Genomic DNA, 22,637 nt, shown 5'->3' with positions numbered 1-22,637 from the left:
TGTTGATCAGAGTACGGCCGGGCACGTCGCGGCGAAGAGGCCTGTGGATAACTCGCGCGGGCGGTTGCGCCGGGCGAGCGTGCGGCGGCCGGTGCGGCCGATGTGCCGGCCGGTCGGGCGGATGGCCGGGGCCGTACGGCGGGGCGGTCGCGGGGGCGCGAGCGCGACGTAGGCGTAGGGAGTCGATCGGAGACCATAGGCCCGGTACGCCCCAAGTATTGGCAATGTCCGGAAAAGCCTTGCCGTACTGCGCAATTCGGTCCTAGCTTCCTTTCCTGGCACGGGCCGGGGAGGACCGTTGCGTTGGGGGGACACGTGGCTCGCAGTGGCGCACGGCTCGCCGTCGACCGGAGTGTTCCGGGGCTGATCGTGAAGATCGGGGCCTACCCCTTGCACCACGGCGGTGTGGGGGCGATTCGCAGCCTGGGACGGCTCGGTGTCCCCATGTACGCCGTGACGGAGGACCGCTTCACGCCGGCGGCGGCCTCCCGCTATCTCCGCGGCCGCTTCGTGTGGCCGACCACCGGGCGCGAGGAGCCGGACCGCCTGGTGGCGGGGCTGCTGCGGATCGGCCGCCGGATCGGCCGGCCGACGATGCTGATCCCCACCGACGAAGAGGCCGCGGTGCTGATCGCCGAGCATGCCGAGGCGCTCGCCGGATCGTTTCTCTTCCCGCGGGTGGCGGCGGACCTGCCACGCAAGCTGGCCAGTAAGCAGGGCCTGCACGAGCTGTGCGCGGCGCACGGCGTGCCTTCGCCGGCAGCCGCCTTCCCCGCGTCCTACGGGGAGATCGAGGCGTACGCCAGGCAGGCGAGCTTCCCGGTGGTGGCCAAGAACCGCGAGGCGTTCGTACGGCGCAGAAGTCCCGCGGTCGCCGGTACGACCCGGATAGAGGGGCCGGCTCAACTGCTCGACCTGGCGCGGGACTGGGGGCCGCGGCCCAGTGTGATCCTCCAGGAGTACCTGCCACGCGAGCAGGCCGAGGACTGGATCGTGCACGGCTGCTTCGGTGCGGACGGTGCGCCGCTGGCGCTGTTCACCGGCGTCAAGGTGCGCTCCTGGCCGCCGCACGCCGGCATGACGGCCTGCGCGCATGTCGTCGACAACCCCGAACTCGCCCGGATGGCCGCACAGTTCATCCAGCGGATCGGGTTCATCGGGATCGCCGACCTGGACTGGCGGTTCGACCGCCGCGACGGCCGGTACCGGCTGCTGGACTTCAACCCCCGTATGGGCGCGCAGTTCCGGCTCTTCGAGAGCACCGCCGGGGTCGATGTCGTCCGCGCCCAGCACCTGTACCTCACGGGGCGCACCGTCCCTGAAGGCGCCCAGCGGGCGGGTCGCCGCTTCGTCGTCGAGAACGTCGATCTGCCCGCGCGGGTCGCCTACCGGCGCGGCGGCTCGGGGAACGCGCACGTACCGGCGCGGGCCCCGGGCACCGAACTGGCCTGGTTCGCCGGGGACGACCCGCTGCCGTTCTTCACCATGCTCGCGCGGTCCGTCGGGCCGGGCGCCCAGCACCTGATGCAGCTGCGCCGGGCGGGCCGCCGGGCGGGCACCGACGCACCACCTAGGCAAGGGGAGGAACCCAAGTGAGCACTCCGGTAGCGGTCATCGGGGCCGGCCCGTACGGCTTGTCGACGGCCGCGCACCTACGGGCGCGCGGCCTGCCGGTGCGGGTCTTCGGCAGCCCGATGGTGAGCTGGCATGCGCAGATGCCGGGGGGCATGCTGCTCAAGTCGACGCCCGCGGCCTCCAGCATCCACGTCCCGCAGGGCGGGCACACCCTCGGTGATTACTGCACGGCCACGGGGGAGGGGCGCCGCTACGAGTCGGACTGGGACATCATCCCGGTGGAGGCGTTCGTCCAGTACGGCCAATGGGTGCAGCAGCGGCTGCTGCCGGATCTGGAGCAGGTCAGGGTGGTCTCGGTCGACCGGCGGGCCGAGGGCTTCGAGCTGAAGCTGGACAGCGGTGAGCAGTTCGGCGCACGGGCCGTGGTCGTCGCCACCGGACTGAGCGGTCTGGCGCAGCTGCCGCCGGAACTGGCCGCCGCGATCCCGGAGGGGCCCTCCGCCACCGGGCCCGTCTCGCACAGCTCGCAGCACCGCGACCTGTCGGTGCTGGCCGGCCGGGAGGTGGTGGTGATCGGCGCGGGACAGTCGGCCCTGGAGAGCGCGGTGCTGCTGGCCGAGGCGGGCGCGGCGTCCGTAAGGGTGGTGGCGCGCGGGTCCGCAGCCGTGGGCTTCGGCGCGCCACCGGACCGCCAGCCGCGGCTGCGGCCGCCGTCCCCGTTCGGCAACGCCTGGTCGTTGTATGCGCTGTCGAACCACGCCGACGCGTTCCGGCTGCTGCCGGCGCCGCTGCGCCGGTACCTGGTGCGCAGGGTGCTCGGCCCGCTCGGCGCCTGGTGGCTGCGGGACCGCTTCGTCGGCCGGGTGCAGGTCACGCAGGGCCGGCGGATCGTACGGGCGACGGTGCGCGACGGCCGTCCCGTACTGGCGCTGCGCGGCGCAGACGGCCAGGGCGGGGAGCTCGCGGCCGATCATGTGCTGGCCGCGACCGGCTACCGGATGGACCTTGCCGCGCTGGACTTCCTGGGCCAGGGGCTGCGCACGGAGATCGTGACGCGGGCCGGCGGGCCCCTGTTGGACGCCGGCTTCGGCTCGTCGGTACCGGGGCTGTACTTCACGGGGCTGCCGGCGGCCGCCTCGTTCGGCCCGGTGATGCGCTTCGTCTGCGGTACGGAGTTCGCCTCGCCCCGGCTGGCGCGGGCGGTGGCGCGGGCGTACGGGTGACCGGCGGGGGCGCCCGGGCAGGTGCTCGGCCGGTGCCCCAGAAGTCATGGAGCCCAGCCCGTCGCCCCGGGGGGGCGGAGGGGCGAGTGGCCCGTGAGGATGGCTGAAGAACACCTCTTTTGGGGCGGGTATTCGGCTCTTGGGCCAGGGCTGTGGCTCTTGGGGTGGACGGGAAACCGGGGGCTTTTGTTGCCCCGTTGACCGGAGTCAAACCCGCATCAAAAGGTGATCCGCAACGTACCGGCTGGGGGGCCGCCGTGCTTCGCGGGCGGTTCGGGGGGCGGGCGCTCACTGTGATCGAACTGAGACCGGATACGCTGGCCAATGGTGGAGACAGCGACAGATCGACATTCAGTTTGATCGTCAGCAGACAGGAGTACCCCTCGTGACCGTCGTCGGGCCCTTCGGGCTGAGCGTGCGGGACCAGGCTCTTGAGGCCGATGTCCAGGCCGGGTTGGCGGCTGTCGAGGAGGGCCTGCTGGAGGCCACCAAGAGCGACGTGCCGTTCATCACCGAAGCCGCGCAGCATCTCGTGCGCGCGGGCGGCAAGCGGTTCCGGCCGCTGCTGGTGGAGCTGGCAGCCCAGTTCGGTGACCCCCACAGCCCGGGCGTGGTGCCCTCGGCCGTCGTCGTGGAGCTGACGCATCTGGCGACGCTCTACCACGACGACGTGATGGACGAGGCGGACGTGCGCCGCGGCGTGGCCAGCGCCAACGCCCGCTGGGGCAACTCCGTCGCGGTGCTGACCGGGGACTTCCTCTTCGCCCGTGCCTCGCACATCCTCGCCGACCTCGGCCCCGAGGCGGTCCGGATCCAGGCCGAGGCGTTCGAGCGCCTGGTGACCGGCCAGATCCTGGAGACCGCGGGGCCGCGCGACGGCCGGGACCCCGTCGACCACTACCTGGACGTCCTCGCCGGCAAGACCGGTTCGCTGGTCGCCGTCGCGTGCCGCTTCGGCGCGATGATGTCGGGCGCCGACGAGGCCACGGTCAACATCCTCACCCAGTACGGCGAGCGGCTCGGCACGGCCTTCCAGCTGGCCGACGACGTGCTCGACATCGCCAGCGACTCGCACGAGTCGGGCAAGACGCCCGGCACGGACCTGCGCGAGGGCATCCCGACGCTGCCCGTGCTGCATCTGCGGGCGCGGGCCGAGAGCGCCTCCGGCACGCCGGAGGACCGCGCGCTGTGCGAGCTGCTGGCCGGCGATCTCACCGACGACGCCCGGCACGCCGAGGCGCTGGCCGGCCTGCGCGCCCACCCGGCGCTCGAAGAGGCCCGCCGCGACACCGTGCGCTACGCGGAGGAGGCCCGCGCGATGCTGGCGCCGCTGCCGCAGTGCCCGGCCAAGGAGGCCCTGGAGGGGCTCTGCGACGCGGTGGTGTACCGAGCCGGGTGACGTGGGGCGGGCAGAACCCTGAGGGGTCGCCCGCCCGTCCCCTAGGGAGTGATCAGACTCCTGTCGTACGTGCAACGCCGTGCGGTGACCCGGCGTCATACCTCAGCAGTACGACGAGTTGCACCCGCGGGCTGACGCGGTACGCCGCGGGCTTTGGTGAGATGGAAAGCACCAGAGCGCGGCGGACGGGTCACCTTGAGCCCAGGGGTGGGCGAGCGGACAGCGCAGCAACCGCCGCATACGACGGAGGTAGGCAAGATGCCACGGTACGAACCGACAGAGGTCACCGAAGGGGACGGGGGACACTCCCCGAAGCGCCGCAAAGCGGTGCGGTACGCCGTGCCGGTCGCGGTGGCGGGAGTGGCGGCGGCCACGATCGGGCTGGTCCCGGCGTTCGCCGGCGGCTCCCCGGACCTGCCGAAGATCTCGGCGCAGGACCTGATCGCCAAGATCGCCAAGTCGGATGTCCAGCAGCTCTCCGGCACGGTCCGGATCACCACCGACCTCGGCCTGCCCGCCCTGCCGGGCATGGCCGGAGGGGCCGGCGGCTTCGGCGGCAGCCAGGGCGGCGGCGAGAAGGAGGGCGACGGCGCGTCCGCGGCGCCCGAGAGCAAGCTGATGGAGCTGGCGTCCGGTGCGCACACGCTCCGTGTCGCCGCCGACGGCCCCGGCAAGCAGCGGCTGTCGATCGTCGACAAGGCCGCCGAGTACAGCCTCGTCCACAACGGCAACGACGTCTGGGCGTACGACAGCGGCAGCAACACCGCCGTCCACAGCACCGCGCCGGACGCCGGCCGGCACGGCAAGCAGCACCATGCGCCCAAGGACCTCCCCAAGGACCTGAAGAACGCCACCCCGCAGGACCTGGCCAAGCAGGCCCTGGAGGCGGCCGGGGACACGACCTCGGTCACCGTCGACGGCACCGCCAAGGTCGCCGGGCGGGACGCCTACCAGCTGCTGATCAAGCCCAAGCAGGCCGCTTCGACGGTCGGCTCGATCCGGGTCGCGGTGGACGCCGCCAACGGCGTCCCGCTGAAGTTCACCCTGACCCCCAAGAGCGGTGGCGCGGCCGCCATCGACGTCGGCTACACCGATGTCGACTTCGCCAAGCCCGCCGCGAGCCTGTTCTCCTTCACCCCGCCCAAGGGCGCCAAGGTCGTCAACGGCGACCAGGAGCGCGCGAAGGCCGAGCGCGAACACGGCAAGGGCGCCAAAAACTTCGGTTCCCGCAAGGGCATGAAGGACGTCGAGAAGGACCTGGGCGGGCTGAACGTCATCGGCAAGGGCTGGACGTCCATCGCCACGATCAAGGGCGCCGGCCCCGGCCTGCCCTCGGGCAAGGAGCAGGGCGCGGGCGGCGACGTCGGCAAGTTCCTGGACAGCATCGGCGACAAGGCCAGCGGCTCCTTCGGCTCCGGCCGGATCTTCAGCACCCGCCTGGTCAACGCCCTGATAACGGACAACGGCACGATCTACGTCGGTGCCGTCGACAAGCAGGCCCTGATCGACGCGGCCAACGCCGCCAAGTAACGGGCCGCCACAGCACCAGGGACCGCCGCGCCGCCCCTACCCGGGCGGCGCGGCGCGGCCCGCAGGCCAGCCGTACGACGTTGGGGGAGCCGATGCCACAGCCGCCCGCCCCGGGGGCCGCTGGCGCGCGCCCAGCCACGGGCCCGGCCGCCTTCGACGACCCGCCGGCCGGGGACGGGGCGATCGAGACGCGGGGGCTGACCAAGGCATACCGCGGTGGCCAGCTCGCCGTCGACGGCCTTGATCTGGCCGTACCGCGCGGCAGCGTCTTCGGCTTCCTCGGCCCCAACGGCTCCGGCAAGACCACCACCATCCGCATGCTGATGGGCCTGATCGACGCGACCGCCGGCAGCGCCCGGGTGCTCGGGCAGCCGATGCCCGCCGCGGGCCGCCGGGTGCTCCCCAAGGTCGGCGCCCTCATCGAGGGCCCGGCGCTCTACGGCTTCCTCAGCGGCCGCGACAACCTGCGGCGCTTCGACGCCGCCGACCCCGCCGCCGATCCCCGTACTCGCACACAGCGCGTCGGCAGCGCACTGGAACGGGTGGGCCTGGCCGCCGCGGCCGGCAAGAAGGCGCGGGCCTACTCCCTCGGTATGAAGCAGCGCCTCGGACTGGCGGCGGCGCTGCTCCAGCCCCGTGAGCTGCTGGTGCTCGACGAGCCCACCAACGGCCTGGACCCGCAGGGCATGCGGGAGATCCGCACCCTGGTCCGGGAACTGGCCGCCGACGGTACGACCGTCTTCCTCTCCTCCCACCTCCTCGACGAGATCGAGCAGGTCTGTACCCATGCCGCGGTGATGGCCCGCGGCCGGCTGATCACCCAGGGCACGGTCGCCGACCTCTCCGCCACGGTCCTCGGGCCGCGCGGCCACGGCCGGCTGACGGTGACGACCCCCGACGGGGCGGACGCGGTGCGGGTGCTGAAGGAACACGGTGTGACCGGACTTCAGGTCACCGACGACCGGGTGACGGGCGAGCTGCCGGCCGGTCCTTCGGACCGGCCGGGCGATCGGGCGCCCCTGGAGCTGGCGGACATCAACGCCGCCCTGGTGCGCGCCGGAGTCCGGGTCCGCGCCTTCGGCACCGAACGCGCCTCGCTTGAGGACGTCTTCGTGCATCTGACCGGGGAGGGATTCGATGTCGCAGGCTGAGGCGGTGCCGCGCCGGACACGGCCACTGTGGTCGCTGGGCCTGCTGCGCAGCGAGATCACCATGACCTTCCGGCGCTGGCGCACCCTGGCGCTGCTGGCGGTGCTCGCCGGCGTACCGGTCCTGGTCGGCATCGCCGTCAAGATCGAGACCGGTGACGGCGGGGCGGGTGGCGGCGGTGCGGGCGGCCCGGCGTTCATCTCCCAGGTCAGCAACAACGGCCTCTTCCTGGTCTTCGCCTCGCTCGCGGTGACGCTGCCGTTCTTCCTGCCGATGTCCATCGGCGTGATCGCGGGCGACTCCATAGCCGGCGAGGCGCACGGCGGGACGCTGCGCTACCTCCTGGTCGCTCCCGCGGGCCGCACCCGCCTGCTGCTGGTCAAATTCGCCACGGCCATGGCGTTCTGCCTGGTGGGCACCCTGGTCGTGGCGCTCTTCGCGCTGGTGACCGGCGCTCTGCTCTTTCCCCTGGGCGAGATCACCCTGCTCTCCGGCACGACCGTGTCCTTCGCCGAGGGGCTGCTGCGGGCGCTGGCCATCGCGGGAGCGGTGGCGCTGTCCCTGACCGGGGTGGCCGCCGTCGGCCTGTTCATATCGACGCTCACCAGCAGCGGTATCGCCGCCATGGCGACCACGGTCGGGCTGCTGATCACCGTGCAGATCCTGGACACCATCCCGCAGCTGGACGCCATTCAGCCGTACCTCTTCCCGCACTACTGGCTGTCCTTCGCGGACCTGCTGCGCGACCCCGTCTACTGGGACCAGCTGCAGAAGAACTTCGGCCTGCAGGCGCTCTACGCGGCGGTGTTCGGGGCGGCGGCCTGGGCGCGGTTCACCACCCGCGACATCACGGCTTGAGGCCGGGGGGCCGCACGGCGGCGGGCTGCGCCGCCGACGCCATCGCCTCGGTCGCGGCCGCCTCGCCCGCACGGGCCGCCGCGGCGGCCAGCTGCATCCGGGCCCGCCGCGCCGTGCGCAGCGCGTCCCAGGTCAGCACCACCAGCGCCACCCACACCAGCGCGAAGCCGGCCCAGCGCTCCGGCGGCATCTCCTCGTGGAAGACCGCGAGCCCCAGCACGAACTGGAAGGTCGGCGCCAGGTACTGCAGCATCCCGATCACGGTCAGCGGCAGCCGCACCGCCGAGGCGCCGAAGCAGATCAGCGGGACCGCGGTCGCCACTCCGCAGGCCGCGAGCAGCAGCGCCTGGCCCACTCCGCCGCTGACGAAGCTGGACCGGCCCTGTGTCCCGAGGTAGATCAGGAAGCCCAGCGCGGGCAGCAGCTGCATCGCCGTCTCGGCGCTGAAGCCCTCGATGCCGTCGAGCTTGATGCCCTTCTTGACCAGCCCGTACGTCGCGAAGGAGAAGGCCAGACCGAGCGCGATCCAGGGCACCTTGCCGTAGGCGACGGTCATCACCACGACGGCCAGGGTGCCCACGCCCACGGCCGTCCACTGCAACGGCCGCAGCCGCTCACGCAGTACGAGCACGCCGAAGGCGATGCTGACCAGAGGGTTGATGAAGTAGCCGAGCGACGCTTCCAGGACGTGCCCGGCGTTGACCGCCCAGATGTAGAGGAACCAGTTGGCCGAGATGACCACGGCGCAGACCAGGACCAGTGCGAGCCGCTTGGGCTGCCGCAGCAGCGGGCCTATCCAGGCCCAGCGGCGCAGCACGGCAAGGATGACGACGGCGACGGGCAGCGACCACGCCATCCGGTGGGCCAGGATCTCGGACGGCGCGACGGTGTCCAGCAGATGCCAGTAGAGGGGCAGCAGGCCCCACATGGTGTAGGCGGCGATGCCATAGGCGAGTCCAGCGCGCTGATCGGCTCGATGCTGCAAGGGGACCCTCCTGATGTGCTTCGTCGTCCTTGTGAAGGTAGCGCCCACCGGCCCGCCTGTCATGTGCGTATCGATAGACGGTCATGACAAGGGTGTGGCGGGAGAATGACGGCGGGGTGCCGCCTCAGAGCGGGGCCGCCGCGGGCCGGTAGTCGCCTCAGCTCTGCAGTCGTTCCAGGGCGTCCGCGATCGACTCGGCGAGCGGTGTCGTCGGGCGGCCGATGAGCCGGGAGAGGTCGCCGGGCGCCGCCGCCAGCTCGCCCCGGGAGATCCCGGCGTCCGCGTCGGCGACCAGCTGCGCCCCCAGGGCCGGCACCCCCGACTCGATCATGAGGGCCACGTACCGCTCCTGGGGCAGATCGCGGTACGGGATCCGCCGGCCGGTCTGCCGGGACACCTCGGCGGCGTACTCCGCCATCGACCAGGCGGTGTCACCGCTCAGCTCGTACACCGCGTTCTCATGACCGGTGCCGGTGAGCACGACGGCGGCCGCCTCGGCATAGTCCCGGCGCGCGGCAGAGGCCACCCGGCCCTCGCCCGCGCTGCCGACCACCGCGCCGGCCTTCAGCGTGCCGGCCAGCGCACCCGTGTAGTTCTCGTGGTACCAGCCGTTGCGCAGCAGGCAGTACGGCACACCGGACGCGAGCAGCGCCTGCTCGGTGGCGATGTGCTCCTCGGCGATGGAGAAGGTCGCGGTCGGCCCGCCCAGCACGCTGGTGTACGCCAGCAGCCCCACGCCCGCCTCGCGCGCCGCGTCGATCACGTCGCGATGCTGGGTGAGGCGCTGACCGGCCTCGTTTCCGGAGATGAGCAGCACCCGGTCGCCGGCCGCGAAGACCCCTTCGAGCGTCTCGGGCCGACCGTAGTCCGCGATCTTGATGCCGACGCCGAGCGCCGCCAGGCCCGCCGTCTTGGCCCGGTCCCGGGCGACCGCGACGATGTCGCCCGGTGCGGCGCGCTTGAGCAGTTCGTCGATGACCAGCCGGCCGAGTGCCCCGCTGGCGCCGGTGACCACGATGCTCATGTCTTGCCCCTTGGCGGTTGGAGGCCGCCAGCATGGCACTCGTACGAGACGCGCAGAAGAGACGCGCCGCGCCCAGGTCGAACCAGGCACCGCACCCCGCAACCGCGAGCGGGTGCCCGTACGGGGACGCCCTGGGACGTTCCCGTACGGACACCCGCGGCGGTTTCCGGGGCCCTGCACGCATCGGCCGTGCCCGGCGGCACGGCCGGCCGTGGACCGTCCTCGTCAGCCGACGACCGTCCAGGTGTCGTTGCCGGTCAGCAGCGCGGCGAGGTCGCCCTTACCCTGCTGCTCGATGGCGGTGTCCAGCTGCTCGGACATCAGGGTGTCGTAGACCGGACGTTCGACGTTGCGGAGCACACCGATCGGGGTGTGGTGGAGGGTGTCGGGGTCCGCGAGCCGGGAGAGCGCGAAGGCCGTGGTGGGGGAGGGGTTGTGCGCATCGTGCACCAGCACCCCCTCCGTGCCCTCCTGCTGCACGTCGATGATCTTGAGGTCGCCGGTGACCGGGTCGCGGACCACGCCCTTGGAGCCGAGGCCGTCGGCGGCCGGCGCGCCGAAGCGGATCGGCTGGCCGTGCTCCAGGCGGATGACGGCCTCCTGGGCCTGCTCCTTGTCCTTCAGGACCTCGAAGGCGCCGTCGTTGAAGATGTTGCAGTTCTGGTAGATCTCCACCAGCGCCGTGCCGGGGTGGGCGGCGGCCTCCCGCAGCACCGAGGTGAGGTGCTTGCGGTCGGAGTCGACCGTACGGGCCACGAACGTCGCCTCGGCCCCGAGTGCCAGCGAGACCGGGTTGAACGGCGCGTCCAGCGAGCCCATCGGCGTCGACTTGGTGATCTTGCCGACCTCGGAGGTGGGGCTGTACTGGCCCTTGGTCAGACCGTAGATCCGGTTGTTGAACAGCAGGATCTTGAGGTTGACGTTGCGCCGCAGGGCGTGGATGAGGTGGTTGCCGCCGATGGACAGCGCATCGCCGTCGCCCGTGACGACCCAGACGGACAGATCGCGCCGCGAGGAGGCCAGGCCCGTGGCGATGGCCGGGGCGCGGCCGTGGATGGAGTGCATCCCGTAGGTGTTCATGTAGTACGGGAAGCGGGAGGAGCAGCCGATGCCGGAGACGAAGACGATGTTCTCCTTCGCCAGGCCGAGCTCGGGCATGAAGCCCTGCACGGCGGCGAGGACGGCGTAGTCACCGCAACCGGGGCACCAGCGCACTTCCTGATCGGACTTGAAGTCCTTCATGGACTGCTTGGCCTCGGCCTTGGGCACCAAGGAGAGCGCCTCGATCTGCGAGGGCCGCTCCGAGATCGTCTCAGTCATTGATGGCCTCCTTAAAGACCTCCGCGAGCTGCTCGGCCTTGAACGGCATTCCGCTGACCTGGGTGTGCGAGCGGGCGTCGACCAGGTACTTGGCGCGCAGCAGAGTGGCGAGCTGCCCGAGGTTCATCTCCGGCACGATGACCTTGTCGTAACGCGCCAGGACCTCCCCCAGATTCCGGGGGAAGGGGTTGAGATGGCGCAGATGGGCCTGCGCGATGCGCTCCCCTGCGCCCCTTACGCGCCGTACCGCCGCGGTGATGGGTCCGTACGTCGAACCCCAGCCGATGACCAGGGTGCCGGCACCCCGGCCGCTGTCGTCGGTGGGGTCGTCGACCACCAGGTCCGGGACCTCGATGCCGTCGACCTTGGCCTGGCGGGTGCGCACCATGAAGTCGTGGTTGGCGGGGTCGTAGGAGATGTTGCCGGTGCCGTCCTGCTTCTCGATACCGCCGATGCGGTGCTCCAGGCCCGGAGTGCCCGGCACCGCCCAGGGGCGGGCCAGGGTCTGCTCATCGCGCTTGTACGGCCAGAAGACCTCCGTGCCGTCCGCCAGCTCGTGGTTGGGGCCGGAGGCGAACTGCACGCGCAGATCGGGGAGTTCCCCGACGTCGGGGATCCGCCAGGGCTCGGAGCCGTTGGCCAGATAGCCGTCGGAGAGCAGGAAGACGGGGGTGCGGTACGTCAGCGCGATACGGGCCGCGTCCAGCGCCGCGTCGAAGCAGTCGGCGGGAGTCCTGGGCGCCACGATCGGCACCGGCGCCTCGCCGTTGCGCCCGTACATCGCCTGCAGCAGGTCGGCCTGCTCGGTCTTCGTCGGCAGACCCGTCGAGGGCCCGCCGCGCTGGATGTCCACGATCAGCAGCGGAAGTTCGAGGCTGACCGCGAGACCGATGGTCTCCGACTTCAGCGCCACACCCGGGCCGGACGTCGTCGTCACCGCCAGGGCGCCGCCGAACGCCGCGCCCAGCGCCGCGCCGATACCGGCGATCTCGTCCTCCGCCTGGAACGTCCGCACACCGAAGTTCTTGTGCTTGGACAGCTCGTGCAGGATGTCGGAGGCCGGGGTGATCGGGTAGGAGCCCAGGTACAGCGGCAGATCCGCCTGCTGGGAGGCGGCGACCAGGCCGTAGGACAGCGCGAGGTTGCCGGAGATGTTGCGGTAGGTGCCGGTCGGGAAGGCCTTGGTGGCCGGTGCGACCTCGTAGGAGACCGCGAAGTCCTCGGTCGTCTCGCCGAAGTTCCAGCCCGCCCGGAAGGCGGTGACGTTCGCCTCCGCGATGTCCGGCTTCTTGGCGAACTTGGCGCGCAGGAACTTCTCGGTGCCTTCGGTCGGGCGGTGGTACATCCACGACAGCAGCCCCAGCGCGAACATGTTCTTGCTGCGCTCGGCCTCCTTGCGGGAGAGCCCGAACTCCTTGAGCGCCTCGATCGTCAGCGTCGTCAGCGGCACCGGATGGACGTTGTAGGCGGCCAGCGAGCCGTCCTCCAGCGGGCTGGTCGCATAGCCGACCTTCGCCATCGGGCGCTTGGTGAACTCGTCGGTGTTGACGATGATCTCCGCGCCTCGCGGGACGTCGGCGAGGTTCGCCTTGAGCGCGGCCGGGTTCATCGCCACCAGCACGTTCGGAGCGTCTCCGGGCGTGAGGATGTCGTGATCGGCGAAGTGCAGCTGGAAGCTGGAGACGCCCGGCAGCGTGCCGGCGGGCGCCCGGATCTCGGCGGGGAAGTTGGGCAGCGTCGACAGGTCGTTGCCGAACGACGCCGTTTCTGAGGTGAACCGGTCTCCGGTGAGCTGCATTCCGTCACCGGAGTCACCGGCGAACCGGATGATCACCCGGTCCAGGCGCCGGACTTCCTTGCCTTCCCCGCCGTTACCGGAAGAGCGCTGTTCCCCGACTAGCGCTGCGTCGGTCTGCTCGGCTGGGCTACTGACCTGGCTGGTCACTGCTTCGGACCTCCCTCGAGGGGTGCGGCGTCCCCGCCGGAGGCAGGGCTCGGGACGAGTCGTACCGGACGGTTGTCCCATAACCATCGTACGTGGGTAAGGGTGACCTTCCCTGGGTGGATCGCATGGTGGACCTCAAGATGAGACACCGATCTGGCGTGTTTTGTCATGAAATCATCGCCCCCGTAACCCCTTATTCATGACGCTCCGGACTCCTCCATTGGTTCTACGCCCAAAGTCCCGGGCCGTGGCGAAAATGGCCTCGGCCTGCCAATCTGAGACAGTGTCAGGCTGTCAGGAGTTGAGATAGGTGAGTACGGCAAGCACTCTGCGGTGATCCCCGTCACTCTGCGCCAGCCCCAGCTTCAGGAAGATGTTGCTGACGTGCTTCTCGACCGCACCGTCGCTGACCACCAGCTGCCGGGCGATGGCGGAGTTCGTCCGGCCCTCGGCCATCAGCCCCAGTACTTCCCGCTCGCGCGGCGTCAGATTGGCCAGCACATCCTGCTTACGGCTGCGGCCCAGCAGCTGTGCCACCACCTCCGGGTCCAGCGCGGTGCCGCCCTCGGCGACCCGGACCACCGCGTCGACGAACTCCCGCACCTCGGCGACCCGGTCCTTGAGCAGATAGCCGATACCCCGGCTCGACCCGGCCAGCAGTTCCGTGGCGTACTGCTCCTCGACGTACTGCGAGAGCACCAGCACCCCCAGGCCCGGATGGTCGCGGCGCAGCCGGATCGCGGCCCGCACCCCCTCGTCGGTGTGCGTCGGCGGCATCCGTACGTCCGCCACCACCACATCCGGCAGCGCGTCCTCGTCGGCCAGCTCCCCGATCGCCTTGATCAGCGCCTCGGCGTCCCCCACGCCCGCCACGACCTCATGCCCACGGTCGGTGAGCAGCCGGGTCAGCCCCTCCCGGAGCAGCACCGAATCCTCGGCGATGACCACCCGCACCTTGTCCTCCACGACGTCCGATCCCCCATGCCTCATCGCACCCACCCTGCCGGCCCCAGCATTCCAGCATTCGGACGCGGGCGGGCGGATCAGGGGGCGAAGGGGAGCGGGGCGGTGCCCAGGCGGGGCGGGCGAGCGGCGCCGGAGGGGAGAACGGCGCAGGCGTGGCGGGGGGCGAGGGTGCCGGGGCCGGACCCCCGTCCCGTCCCCGGCCGCCGCCCGCTATCCCCGCTCCGGTGTCCCCGCAGTCACCCGCGCCAGGGCAGTTCGGCCGTGATGGACGTCGGACCGCCGATCGGGGAGTCCACTATCAGCAGGCCGTCGACGGAGCCGAGTCGCTCCGCGAGGCCGGCCAGGCCGGTGCCGGCGTCGGGGCGGGCACCGCCCCTGCCGTCGTCCGTCACCAGCACCACGAGCCGGTCCGCGGTGCGCCAGACATCCACCGTCGCGCGGGTGGCCCGGGCGTGCTTGGAGACGTTCTGCAGCAGCTCGGAGGCGGTGAAGTAGGCGATGCCCTCGATGGCCGCCGCCGGGCGGTGGTCGAGGTCCACCGTCACCTGCACCGGAACCGTGCAGCGGGCGGCCAGCGCCGACAGCGCCGGGCCGAGGCCCCGGTCGGTGAGGATCGCCGGGTGTATCCCCCGGGCCAGATCGCGCAGCTCCTGGAGCGCGATCTTCACCTCCCCGTGTGCCTCGTCGACCATCCGCGCCGCGGCTTCCGGGTCCTGTGCCAGCTTCTCCTTGGCCAGGCCCAGATCCATGGCGAGCGACACCAGCCGCGCCTGCGCACCGTCGTGCAGATCGCGCTCGATGCGGCGCAGATCGGCCGCCGCGGTGTCCACCACCACGCCGCGGTCCGACTCCAGCTCGACGACCCGGGTGGCGAGCGAGGAGGGGCCCAGCAGGCCGTGGACCATCACCCGGTCCACCTGCGTCAGTCCGCGGATCACCCACGGCCCGGCCAGCACGAGCAGCAGCCCCACCCCGCTGGTGATCCAGATCTCCGCGGTGGTGTCGAGATAGAAGCCGTTGCCGCCGCCGCCCCACATCTGGATGCCCGGCTGGTCGAGGTAGGCGGGGAACGTCCACCGCCACAGCGGATAGGCCAGCAGCGCCCAGCCGATGGTCCAGAACGTCACCGAGAAGACGAAGGAGAAGACCGCCCACGGGAAGTGCAGCAGGGAGTAGAGCAGGTGCCGCCAGGACACCCCGCTCTTCAGCACGGCCCCGACCCAGCCCATCACGCCCGGCTTCGAGGGACGCACCGGCTCGGGATCGGCCACGTCCAGCGCCAGCAGACCCCGGGCCCGCGCACGCTCCACGCTGCCCAGCCCCCGGTTGCCGGCCAGGCCGCCCGCCAGCACCGGAATGCCGAGGAACGTCACCAGCAGACCGGCGCCGAGCGAGACCACCGCTATGGCGTACGTGAACATCACGATGGACATCGGGAGGCTGAGGAAGAGGTAGAGGAACTCCCGCCAGGTGCGCCCGGAGAACGGGGCGCGCACTCCCACGGGCACTCGTGAGCCGCCGGGCTGCGGTGCGTATGCCATATCCATCGTCTCGTCGTCCGTTCTGTCGTATGCGGTTCCTGCCTGTCGGCGCCGCTGCGTGAGCTGCCGGCCCTGCGCGGGCCCAGCGGTTTTCCGCTACGACAAGCCTCCGCGAGCCGAGCCCGGCGCACCATGAGGGTCTTCGCAGTCTTTTCCTGGGGTTTTCCCCACCCCCTGACCTGGGGTTCAGCGCAACTCGCAGGTCAGCGGCCCCGCGGCCGCCGCTCCCGCTGCGACGCCGGCGCCGCCCCCGCCCCGTCGCGCGCCCGCCACGGCAGCTCCGCCGTCACCCGCGTGGGCCCGCCGGCCGGCGAATCCAGCACGAACAGCCCGTCCACCGACCCCAGCCGCTCGGCGAGCCCGGCCATCCCGCTGCCGCCGTCCAGCCGCGCCCCGCCCCGCCCGTCGTCCACCACCTGGATCAGCAGGCGGTCCTCCGCCCGCCACACCTCGACGGACGCCCGCCGTGCGGCGCTGTGCTTGGAGACGTTCTGCAGCAGCTCGGAGACGGTGAAGTAGGCGATGCCCTCGATGGCGGGCGCGGGCCGCTCGGACAGGTCGACGGAGGTCGTCGCGGGCACCGTGCAGCGCCCGGCCAGCGAGGCCAGGGCGGGCCCCAGCCCGCGGTCGGTGAGGATCGCCGGATGGATGCCCCGGGCCAGATCCCGCAGCTCCTGCAGCGCCAGCTTCACCTCGCCGTGCGCCTCGTCCACCATCGCCGCCACGGTTTCGTCGGCCTGCCCCTCCAGCAGCTTCTCCTTCGCCAGCCCGAGCCCCATGGCCAGCGCCACCAGCCGGGCCTGCGCGCCGTCGTGCAGATCCCGCTCGATCCGCCGCAGATCGGCGGCCGCGGTGTCGGTGACCGTCACCCGGTCCGACTCCAGCTCGGCGATCCGCCGCTCCAGCTCGTCGGACGGCGACAGCAGGCCGCGCACCATCGCCCGGTCGACGTTCGACAGCCAGCGCGCCACCCAGGGGAGCGCCGGCCAGCCCACGAAGAGCGAGGCGAAGACGACCGTGAACGTGAGAAGCGCCCACGGCAGCCGGACGAACGCGAACAGCGCGTGCCGCCAGGCGACCGGGTCCTTGAGGCGCGTCCACAGCCAGGGGAAGAACCCGGACTCCCGCGCCCGCAGCGGGCTCGGCTCCTCGACCCGCACCCCGAGCAGCGCCCGCGCCCTGGCCCGCTCCAGCCTCCCGTACTGCCGGCACGCCGTCAGCCCCGTGGCCAGCAGCGGCAGCCCGATCACGGTGACCGACAGCCCGAGTCCGAGCGTCAGCCAGACGACCACCACCGCGAACGCCGCGACGCCCAGCGGGAAGTTGGCCAGCAGATAGGCGATCTCCTGCCATGTCGCCTTGCTGAGCGCCGCTTTGGGTGGCGGGGGTGAGGCACCGTCAAGGTCGTCAGCAGCGGCACCGGGTCGGGAACTGTCCGTCATGCCCCCAGCCTGCCCGGCCGAGGCTGCGGTTGCCATGGGGCGGCTGGGGTGGCTGATGGTGGGGTTTTCCCCACCCTCGCTTCCCGCACCGTCCGCCCCGTCGCAGGTCAAGGCCCTGGCCCCGGCACAGCGCGTGGGGAGCGGCCGATGCCCGCTTCGTTGTCCACAGCGGTGGACAGGGCGCGACGCCGGGACCGTATTGTGTGGCGACGCACAACGGGAGGGGCGGGTGGCGATGGCGCGCAGTGACGACGGCCGGTTGCTGAAGCCGGATTTCGCCGCGCGGCAGCCGGACTCCGCGGCGCGGGACCTCACCGACGCCGTGGCCGGCCCCCTCGATGTCCGCGGCTGGGGATGGGGCGAGCGGAGCAGGGCCTGGACCGCGACGGCGGCGAGCGTGCTGCTCGGCGCGCTCGCCGGGATCTGCGCACACAGCTGGTACGGCAGCGCCAGCGCCGCCCTGGGGCTCGGCATCGCCGCCGTCGTCATCACGGGCGCCGCGGCGGCCCTCGGCACACGCGCCGGACGGACGGGGCGGCCCGCCTCCCAAGCCGCCCTGCTGCTCGGCGGCACCCTCGGGGTGGCCGCGGCCTGGCAGGCGGTCCCGGACGGCGGCCCCAGGCTCGCCGCCGTCGGGCTGACCGTCGCGGCCGTGCTCGCGCTCCTCGGACTCTGTGCGGGGCTCGGTCGCGCCTGCCTGATAGGCGCGGCGTCGGTCGCGCTCGCCGTGGGCGCCTGGGGGCTGGGACTGGCCCTGACCACCCCCGCGCGTACGGGAGTCGCGCTCGGCTTCGGCTCCGTACTGGTCCTCGGCTATCTGCCGCGGCTCGCCCTGATGGCGGCCGGTCTGACCAGGCTCGACGACCAGCGCTCCGGCGGCACACCGGTCAGCAGGCATCAGGTGGCGGGCGCGCTGGCCGCCGCCCATCGGGAGCTGGCCCTGGCCACGGTGGCGATGGCGGCCTCGGCCGGCGCTGCGGGGGTGCTCGCGGTGCGCACGCCCGGCCTGTGGACGGTGCTCGCCGGACTGCTGCTGTGTGTCGTCCTGTGCTCGCGGGCCCGCGCCTATCCGCTGGCCGTGGAGGTCGTCGCACTGCTGGCGGCGGGCCTGGTGGTGGGCGTACGGCTGGTGTTGCTCTGGGCCACCGACGGCGGGGCGCCGGCGTTCGCGCTGGCCACGCTGGGGGTGCTGGCCGTGCTGCCGGTCGCGGTGCTCGCCGCGCGGGTTCCGGAGGCGCTGCGGGCGCGGCTGCGGCGGTGGCTGGACCTGGCCGAGTCGGTGAGCGTCGTGGCGCTGATCCCGGTGGCCCTCGGGGCCTTCGGGCTCTACGGCCTGCTGTTCGGCTCGTCCTGACCCGGAGGGTGGTGGAGGGGTCTTGTCATCGTCGGGAGCGAACCCGGGCCGAGCGATTTCGGACGGAGCGAACGTGGACGGAGCGGGAGTGGGCGAGGGGGCCCGAATGGGAGCCGGAGCGGCAGAAGGCGGGGATGCGGTGAGCGCGAGCTACGGGTCGGGAGCCCTTCCGGCCACCGAGCCGGCGCCGGTCACCGAGCCGGTGCAGGCGGCCGGGCCGATACCCCCCGCCGGGCCGATACCCCCCGCCGGGCCGATGCCCTCGCCCGGCGCCCCCGCCCCGAGCGGCCCGCCGGTCGCCCAGCCGTCGGCGCCGTCTCCCCAGCCCTCGGCGCCGTCCGCCCAGGCCCCCGCCCCCGCCCCCGGCCGCTACGGCCGGTCCGGGCTGCCGGCGCGGACGCCCGTCTCCGTGCCCCTTCTGCCGCCCGAGCTGGCCGACGGGCAGCCCAGGCCGCGCCGCGGCGACCCGCTGGCCCGGCGCGCCGGCCGCGCGCTGCGCCGGGTCTTCGCCTCGTCGCCGGCCGCCGAGACGGCCGCCGTCACCCAGGCCGCGTACGCCATCCAGCAGCCCGTGACCACGGGGCGGCAGATCGCCGTGTCCAGCATCCGGGGCGGTGCGGGCAAGTCCACCGTCGCCGCCCTCCTGGCGCTCACCTTCGCGCACTACCGCTCCGACCCCGTGCTCGCCGTCGAGGCGGACCCGGCGCTCGGTACGCTGCCGCACCGCCTCGGCGCCCGTGAGGTGCGCTGGTCGGGCAGCGATCTGGCGCAGATCGTCGATCCCTCGATGCTGATCACGGACCTGACCGGCTACCTCCTGCCGTTCGCCGGCGGCGGCTGGCTGCTGCCCGGCAGCCAGGGCTCCATCGGTGCCCGCCTGGACATCGACACCTACCGCGTCGTGATGACGTCCCTGCGCCGCCACTTCGCGGCCACCGTCGTGGACTGCGAGACGCTGCCCGCCGAGGTGGCGCGCACCGCGCTGGTGACCACGCACGCGCGGGTGCTGGTCACCCCGGCGACCCCGGAGGGCGTGGCGGCCACCCGCTCCGTACTGAACTGGATCGGCGGCCTGCACCCCGGACTGCTGCCGACCACGGTGGTCGTGCTCACCCACTCCTCGCCCGACAGCGGTGTCGATGTCCGCAGGGCGGCCGAACACCTGGGTGCCGGCGGCGCGGCGGTGCTGCCCCTGCCGTACGACCGCCATCTGGCGGCCGGTGGCGCGATCCGTACGGAGCTGCTCGGCGAACGGACCCGGGAGGCGGCGGCGCGGATCGCGGCCGAGGCGATGAACCGCGCGGCCTCGCGGGATCCGGGCCGGCGCCGGCCGCAGACGGCGCCGCCCGCCGGAGCGCCGGTCCAGGCGACGGCCAACGGACCGGTTCAGGCCACCCCGTACGGCGAGGCCCCGGCGCCGGCGTACGCCCCGGGGCAGCCGTCGGCGACCGCGCCCGGCCAGGCGCCGGCGTACCCACCGGCACCGACGACGCCGCAGCCGCCACTGCCGGCTCAGCCGCACATGCCACCTCCGGCACAGCCGCAACCGGCGCCTCACGCGCCGGCGCCGCTCCCGCCACGGCAACCCCAGCCGGCGCCCCAGCAGCACTACCCGCCCCAGCCCGTGCCCCAGGCCCCAGCTCCACCCCAGCCGGGGCCCGGGGCCCGGCCCCCGGCGCCCCAGCCGCCGGCCGCACCCCCGATGCCGGCTCCCCAGGCTCCGGAGCACCCCGCTCCCGCCGCCGGCCCCGACACCAGGAGCCCCTTCGACGGCGGTCCGGTCCGCTGATCCCGCTCGCTCCCGCCCCGGTGGGCGGGCACGGCATCCCGCTCTGTGAGACACCTGATGAGACAACCGCGCGGGATGTCTACGCTGCCTCCCGCCCAGGTAGGGCGAAGTACGGACAAGCTCACCGTCGGCGACGACTCGGCTGCTCGGACGGGCCTGACAGGGCCTAGACTCCGGTCCGTACAGATCGTCGAAGTCGTTGAACAAGCGCAGTCAGGGAGCGAGGGGCGGACGTGGCGGACGCGACCGTACGCACCACCATCGCCGCGGACTATTTCCAGGGCTATTCGGTCGTGGGGCTCATCGCCGTGGTCGGTGTGCTCTTCGTCGCCGTGGCCTTCGGGGCCGGGCGGCTGCTGCGCCCTGCCGTTCCGACGCCCGAGAAGCTGCTGACGTACGAGTGCGGCGTGGACCCGGTCGGCGAGGGCTGGGCGCACACCCAGGTCCGCTACTACGTCTACGCCTTCCTCTACGTCATCTTCGCCGTCGACTCGATCTTCCTGTTCCCCTGGGCGACGGTCTTCGCCGCCCCCGGCTTCGGCGGCGCGACGCTCGTGGAGATGTTCATCTTCCTCGGCTTCCTCGCCGTCGGCCTGCTCTACGCATGGAAGAAGGGCGTCCTGGAATGGACGTGACCCCCGCCTCCAACGGCTCGGCAGCCGCACCCGAGGGCGCCGCCCCCGAGTTCCTGCCGGAGCCGCGGCGCCTGGGCACCCTGGCCCGGCTCGCGCCCGAACCGATGAAGGTGGTCCTCAACTGGGGCCGCCGGTACAGCCTGTGGGTCTTCAACTTCGGCCTGGCCTGCTGCGCCATCGAGTTCATCGCCGCCTCCATGGCGCGCCACGACTTCATCCGGCTCGGCGTGATCCCCTTCGCGCCCGGCCCGCGCCAGGCCGACCTGATGGTCGTCTCCGGCACCGTCACCGACAAGATGGCGCCCGCGGTCAAGCGGCTCTACGAGCAGATGCCCGAGCCCAAGTACGTCATCTCCTTCGGGGCCTGCTCCAACTGCGGCGGTCCCTACTGGGACTCGTACTCGGTCACCAAGGGCGTCGACCAGATCATCCCGGTCGATGTGTACGTACCGGGCTGCCCGCCGCGGCCGGAGGCGCTGCTTCAGGGCATCCTCAAGCTCCAGGAGAAGATCGCCCGCGAGTCGCTGGGGGAGCGGTACGCCAAGGGCGCCGCCCGGCCCTCCGCGGCCGCGCTGCGCAGCGGGCTGGTCGCACCGCCCGCCCCGAAGCCGGCGGGGGAGCCGACGGCACCGGGGGAGGAGCCCCGATGAGCGAGCAGCCGGACCAGCCCGAGCAGCCGGAGACCGCCGAGCAGCCCGCCGCCGAGCCCGTGGTCGGCTGGCTGCCGCGGCCCGCGAGCGAGATCTTCGGCGCCGGGGCCACGGCGGAGCTGGCGTACGACCTGCTGACCGTCGACGTCCCGGTGGACGGCTGGCTGACCGCGCTGACCGCGGCCCGTGACGACCTCGGCTGCAGCTACTTCGACTGGCTGAGCGCCGTCGACGAGCCCGGCACCGGCTTCCGGATCTGCGCACACCTCGCGGACGTCGCCCGCCCGGGGACCGTCCGGCGGCTGATCGTGCGCACGACGGTGCCGCACGAGGCGGCCGCGCTGCCCACCGCCGTCGGCGTCTACGCGGGCGCGGGCTGGCACGAGCGCGAGACCCACGAGATGTTCGGCGTCGACTTCACCGGCCACCCCCACCTCGTACCGCTGCTGCTCCCCGAGTCCTTCGAGGGGCACCCGCTGCGCAAGGACTTCGTGCTGGCGGCGCGGGTCGCCAAGGCGTGGCCGGGCGCCAAGGAGCCGGGGGAGTCCGAACACGGCGGGCCCAAGCGCCGCCAGATGCTGCCGCCCGGCGTCCCGGACCCGAACGAGTGGGGCCCGCTGAAGGGCCAGCTGCCGCCGGCGCCCGCGCGCCCGGCGCGGGGTGCGCGGGCGGCGGGCGGTGCCCGCGCGGCCGGTGCCGCCGCGGGCGAGCGCCCGGCGCGGCGTACCCGGACCGCGAGCGCGGGTTCGGCCAGCCAGCAGGCCGCGGGGGAGGGGGCCGCGACCCCGCAGGCCCCGGCGACCCCGCAGGCCCCGGCGACCCCGCAGGCCCCGGCGACCGCGGAGACACCGGCGGCCCCGGCGCCCACGGGACGGCCGGAGCGCCCGGCCCGCCGTACGCGCTCGGCCGGCGAGGGTTCGGCGAGCCAGCAGCGCGCGGCGGCGGAGGCGGCCGAGCCCGAGCAGGCCCCGGCGGCGAAGGCCCCCGAGGCGGCCGCACCGCGTACCTCCGACGCGCCGTGGCACCACGCGCGCCCGGCCTTCGACGAGCCGGAGCGCGAGGCGGAGCCGGAGCGCACGGCGGAGCCGCAGCAGCAGTCCGCGCCCGAGGGGGAGGCCGAGCCGGCCCCGGAGCCGAAGGACGCGGCCGAGCCGCGGACCGCCCCGGTCCAACAGCCCGAGCCCGCGCCCGAGCCCCGCCCTGACCAGGGCACCCCCCAAGACCCGGCAGGAGGCGACACCCCATGAGCGAG

Annotated in this window: 18 protein-coding genes; 11 read left to right on the top strand and 7 right to left on the bottom strand. The window is 73.0% G+C overall.

Going from position 1 to position 22,637, the window contains the following annotated elements; genetic code table 11:
- Positions 1–315 precede the first annotated feature (315 nt).
- The 6 genes from ACZ4NB_RS26435 to ACZ4NB_RS26410 all read left to right on the top strand — a co-directional run bounded on the left by ACZ4NB_RS26435 (position 316) and on the right by ACZ4NB_RS26410 (position 7,734).
- Entirely contained in the window at positions 316–1,596 is a 1,281-nt protein-coding gene (locus ACZ4NB_RS26435) for a carboxylate--amine ligase (protein ID WP_467665334.1), read from the top strand.
- Positions 1,593–2,798 (top strand): FAD-dependent oxidoreductase, encoded by a 1,206-nt coding sequence (locus tag ACZ4NB_RS26430; RefSeq protein WP_467665332.1) that lies wholly within the window; start codon positions 1,593–1,595, stop codon positions 2,796–2,798. The genes ACZ4NB_RS26435 and ACZ4NB_RS26430 overlap by 4 nt, the downstream gene beginning before the upstream one ends.
- A 385-nt stretch (positions 2,799–3,183) precedes the next feature.
- A complete protein-coding gene (locus ACZ4NB_RS26425) occupies positions 3,184–4,197 on the top strand; it encodes a polyprenyl synthetase family protein (RefSeq protein ID WP_467665330.1) in 1,014 nt (337 codons plus the stop codon).
- 258 nt (positions 4,198–4,455) lie between these two features.
- Positions 4,456–5,727, top strand: a complete 1,272-nt coding sequence (locus tag ACZ4NB_RS26420; protein WP_467665328.1) for a LolA family protein — start codon at positions 4,456–4,458, stop codon at positions 5,725–5,727.
- Between the two features lie 92 nt (positions 5,728–5,819).
- Positions 5,820–6,878: an ABC transporter ATP-binding protein gene (locus ACZ4NB_RS26415; RefSeq protein WP_467665326.1), complete on the top strand. Its 1,059-nt coding sequence runs from the start codon at positions 5,820–5,822 to the stop codon at positions 6,876–6,878.
- Positions 6,865–7,734 (top strand): ABC transporter permease, encoded by an 870-nt coding sequence (locus ACZ4NB_RS26410; protein ID WP_467665324.1) that lies wholly within the window; start codon positions 6,865–6,867, stop codon positions 7,732–7,734. Before ACZ4NB_RS26415 ends, ACZ4NB_RS26410 begins: the two co-directional genes overlap by 14 nt.
- Here the strand turns inward: ACZ4NB_RS26410 and rarD are convergent.
- The 7 genes from rarD to ACZ4NB_RS26375 form a co-directional block, all read right to left on the bottom strand.
- Complete coding sequence (gene rarD, locus ACZ4NB_RS26405; protein WP_467665322.1) at positions 7,724–8,719, bottom strand: EamA family transporter RarD; 996 nt, start codon at positions 8,717–8,719, stop codon at positions 7,724–7,726. The two genes, ACZ4NB_RS26410 and rarD, sit on opposite strands and share 11 nt — an antisense overlap.
- Before the next feature lie 157 nt (positions 8,720–8,876).
- On the bottom strand, positions 8,877–9,743 hold the full coding sequence (locus ACZ4NB_RS26400; RefSeq protein WP_467665320.1) for an SDR family oxidoreductase: 867 nt from the start codon (positions 9,741–9,743) through the stop codon (positions 8,877–8,879).
- 225 nt (positions 9,744–9,968) lie between these two features.
- Positions 9,969–11,063, bottom strand: coding sequence for a 2-oxoacid:ferredoxin oxidoreductase subunit beta (locus ACZ4NB_RS26395; RefSeq protein ID WP_467665318.1), 1,095 nt, complete (start codon positions 11,061–11,063; stop codon positions 9,969–9,971).
- Positions 11,056–13,008 (bottom strand): 2-oxoacid:acceptor oxidoreductase subunit alpha, encoded by a 1,953-nt coding sequence (locus tag ACZ4NB_RS26390; protein WP_467665316.1) that lies wholly within the window; start codon positions 13,006–13,008, stop codon positions 11,056–11,058. The genes ACZ4NB_RS26395 and ACZ4NB_RS26390 overlap by 8 nt, the downstream gene beginning before the upstream one ends.
- 294 nt (positions 13,009–13,302) lie before the next feature.
- On the bottom strand, positions 13,303–13,962 hold the full coding sequence (locus ACZ4NB_RS26385) for a LuxR C-terminal-related transcriptional regulator (RefSeq protein ID WP_399146738.1): 660 nt from the start codon (positions 13,960–13,962) through the stop codon (positions 13,303–13,305).
- 248 nt (positions 13,963–14,210) lie between these two features.
- Positions 14,211–15,521 (bottom strand): sensor histidine kinase, encoded by a 1,311-nt coding sequence (locus ACZ4NB_RS26380; protein ID WP_467665314.1) that lies wholly within the window; start codon positions 15,519–15,521, stop codon positions 14,211–14,213.
- A gap of 197 nt (positions 15,522–15,718) precedes the next feature.
- Positions 15,719–16,957 carry a sensor histidine kinase gene (locus ACZ4NB_RS26375; RefSeq protein WP_467665312.1) on the bottom strand — a complete coding sequence of 413 codons (1,239 nt, stop codon included), beginning with the start codon at positions 16,955–16,957 and terminating at the stop codon, positions 15,719–15,721.
- 235 nt (positions 16,958–17,192) lie between these two features.
- Between ACZ4NB_RS26375 and ACZ4NB_RS26370 the strand changes: the two genes are divergently transcribed.
- From ACZ4NB_RS26370 to ACZ4NB_RS26350, 5 genes are all read left to right on the top strand, one after another.
- The gene (locus tag ACZ4NB_RS26370; RefSeq protein WP_467665310.1) at positions 17,193–18,311 is read left to right on the top strand and encodes a ubiquitin family protein; all 1,119 of its coding nucleotides are present in this window, start codon (positions 17,193–17,195) and stop codon (positions 18,309–18,311) included.
- A gap of 139 nt (positions 18,312–18,450) precedes the next feature.
- On the top strand, positions 18,451–20,100 hold the full coding sequence (locus tag ACZ4NB_RS26365) for a hypothetical protein (RefSeq protein ID WP_467665309.1): 1,650 nt from the start codon (positions 18,451–18,453) through the stop codon (positions 20,098–20,100).
- Positions 20,101–20,333: 233 nt separating this feature from the next.
- Positions 20,334–20,735: an NADH-quinone oxidoreductase subunit A gene (locus tag ACZ4NB_RS26360; RefSeq protein WP_467665307.1), complete on the top strand. Its 402-nt coding sequence runs from the start codon at positions 20,334–20,336 to the stop codon at positions 20,733–20,735.
- Positions 20,726–21,385, top strand: a complete 660-nt coding sequence (locus tag ACZ4NB_RS26355) for an NADH-quinone oxidoreductase subunit B (protein ID WP_467665305.1) — start codon at positions 20,726–20,728, stop codon at positions 21,383–21,385. Before ACZ4NB_RS26360 ends, ACZ4NB_RS26355 begins: the two co-directional genes overlap by 10 nt.
- Positions 21,382–22,632, top strand: coding sequence for an NADH-quinone oxidoreductase subunit C (locus ACZ4NB_RS26350; protein WP_467665303.1), 1,251 nt, complete (start codon positions 21,382–21,384; stop codon positions 22,630–22,632). Before ACZ4NB_RS26355 ends, ACZ4NB_RS26350 begins: the two co-directional genes overlap by 4 nt.
- The last annotated feature ends 5 nt before the right edge of the window (positions 22,633–22,637 follow it).

The sequence above is a fragment of the Streptomyces sp. NPDC026575 genome, from assembly GCF_055567415.1.
This window is presented reverse-complemented; position numbering and strand designations above follow the sequence as displayed.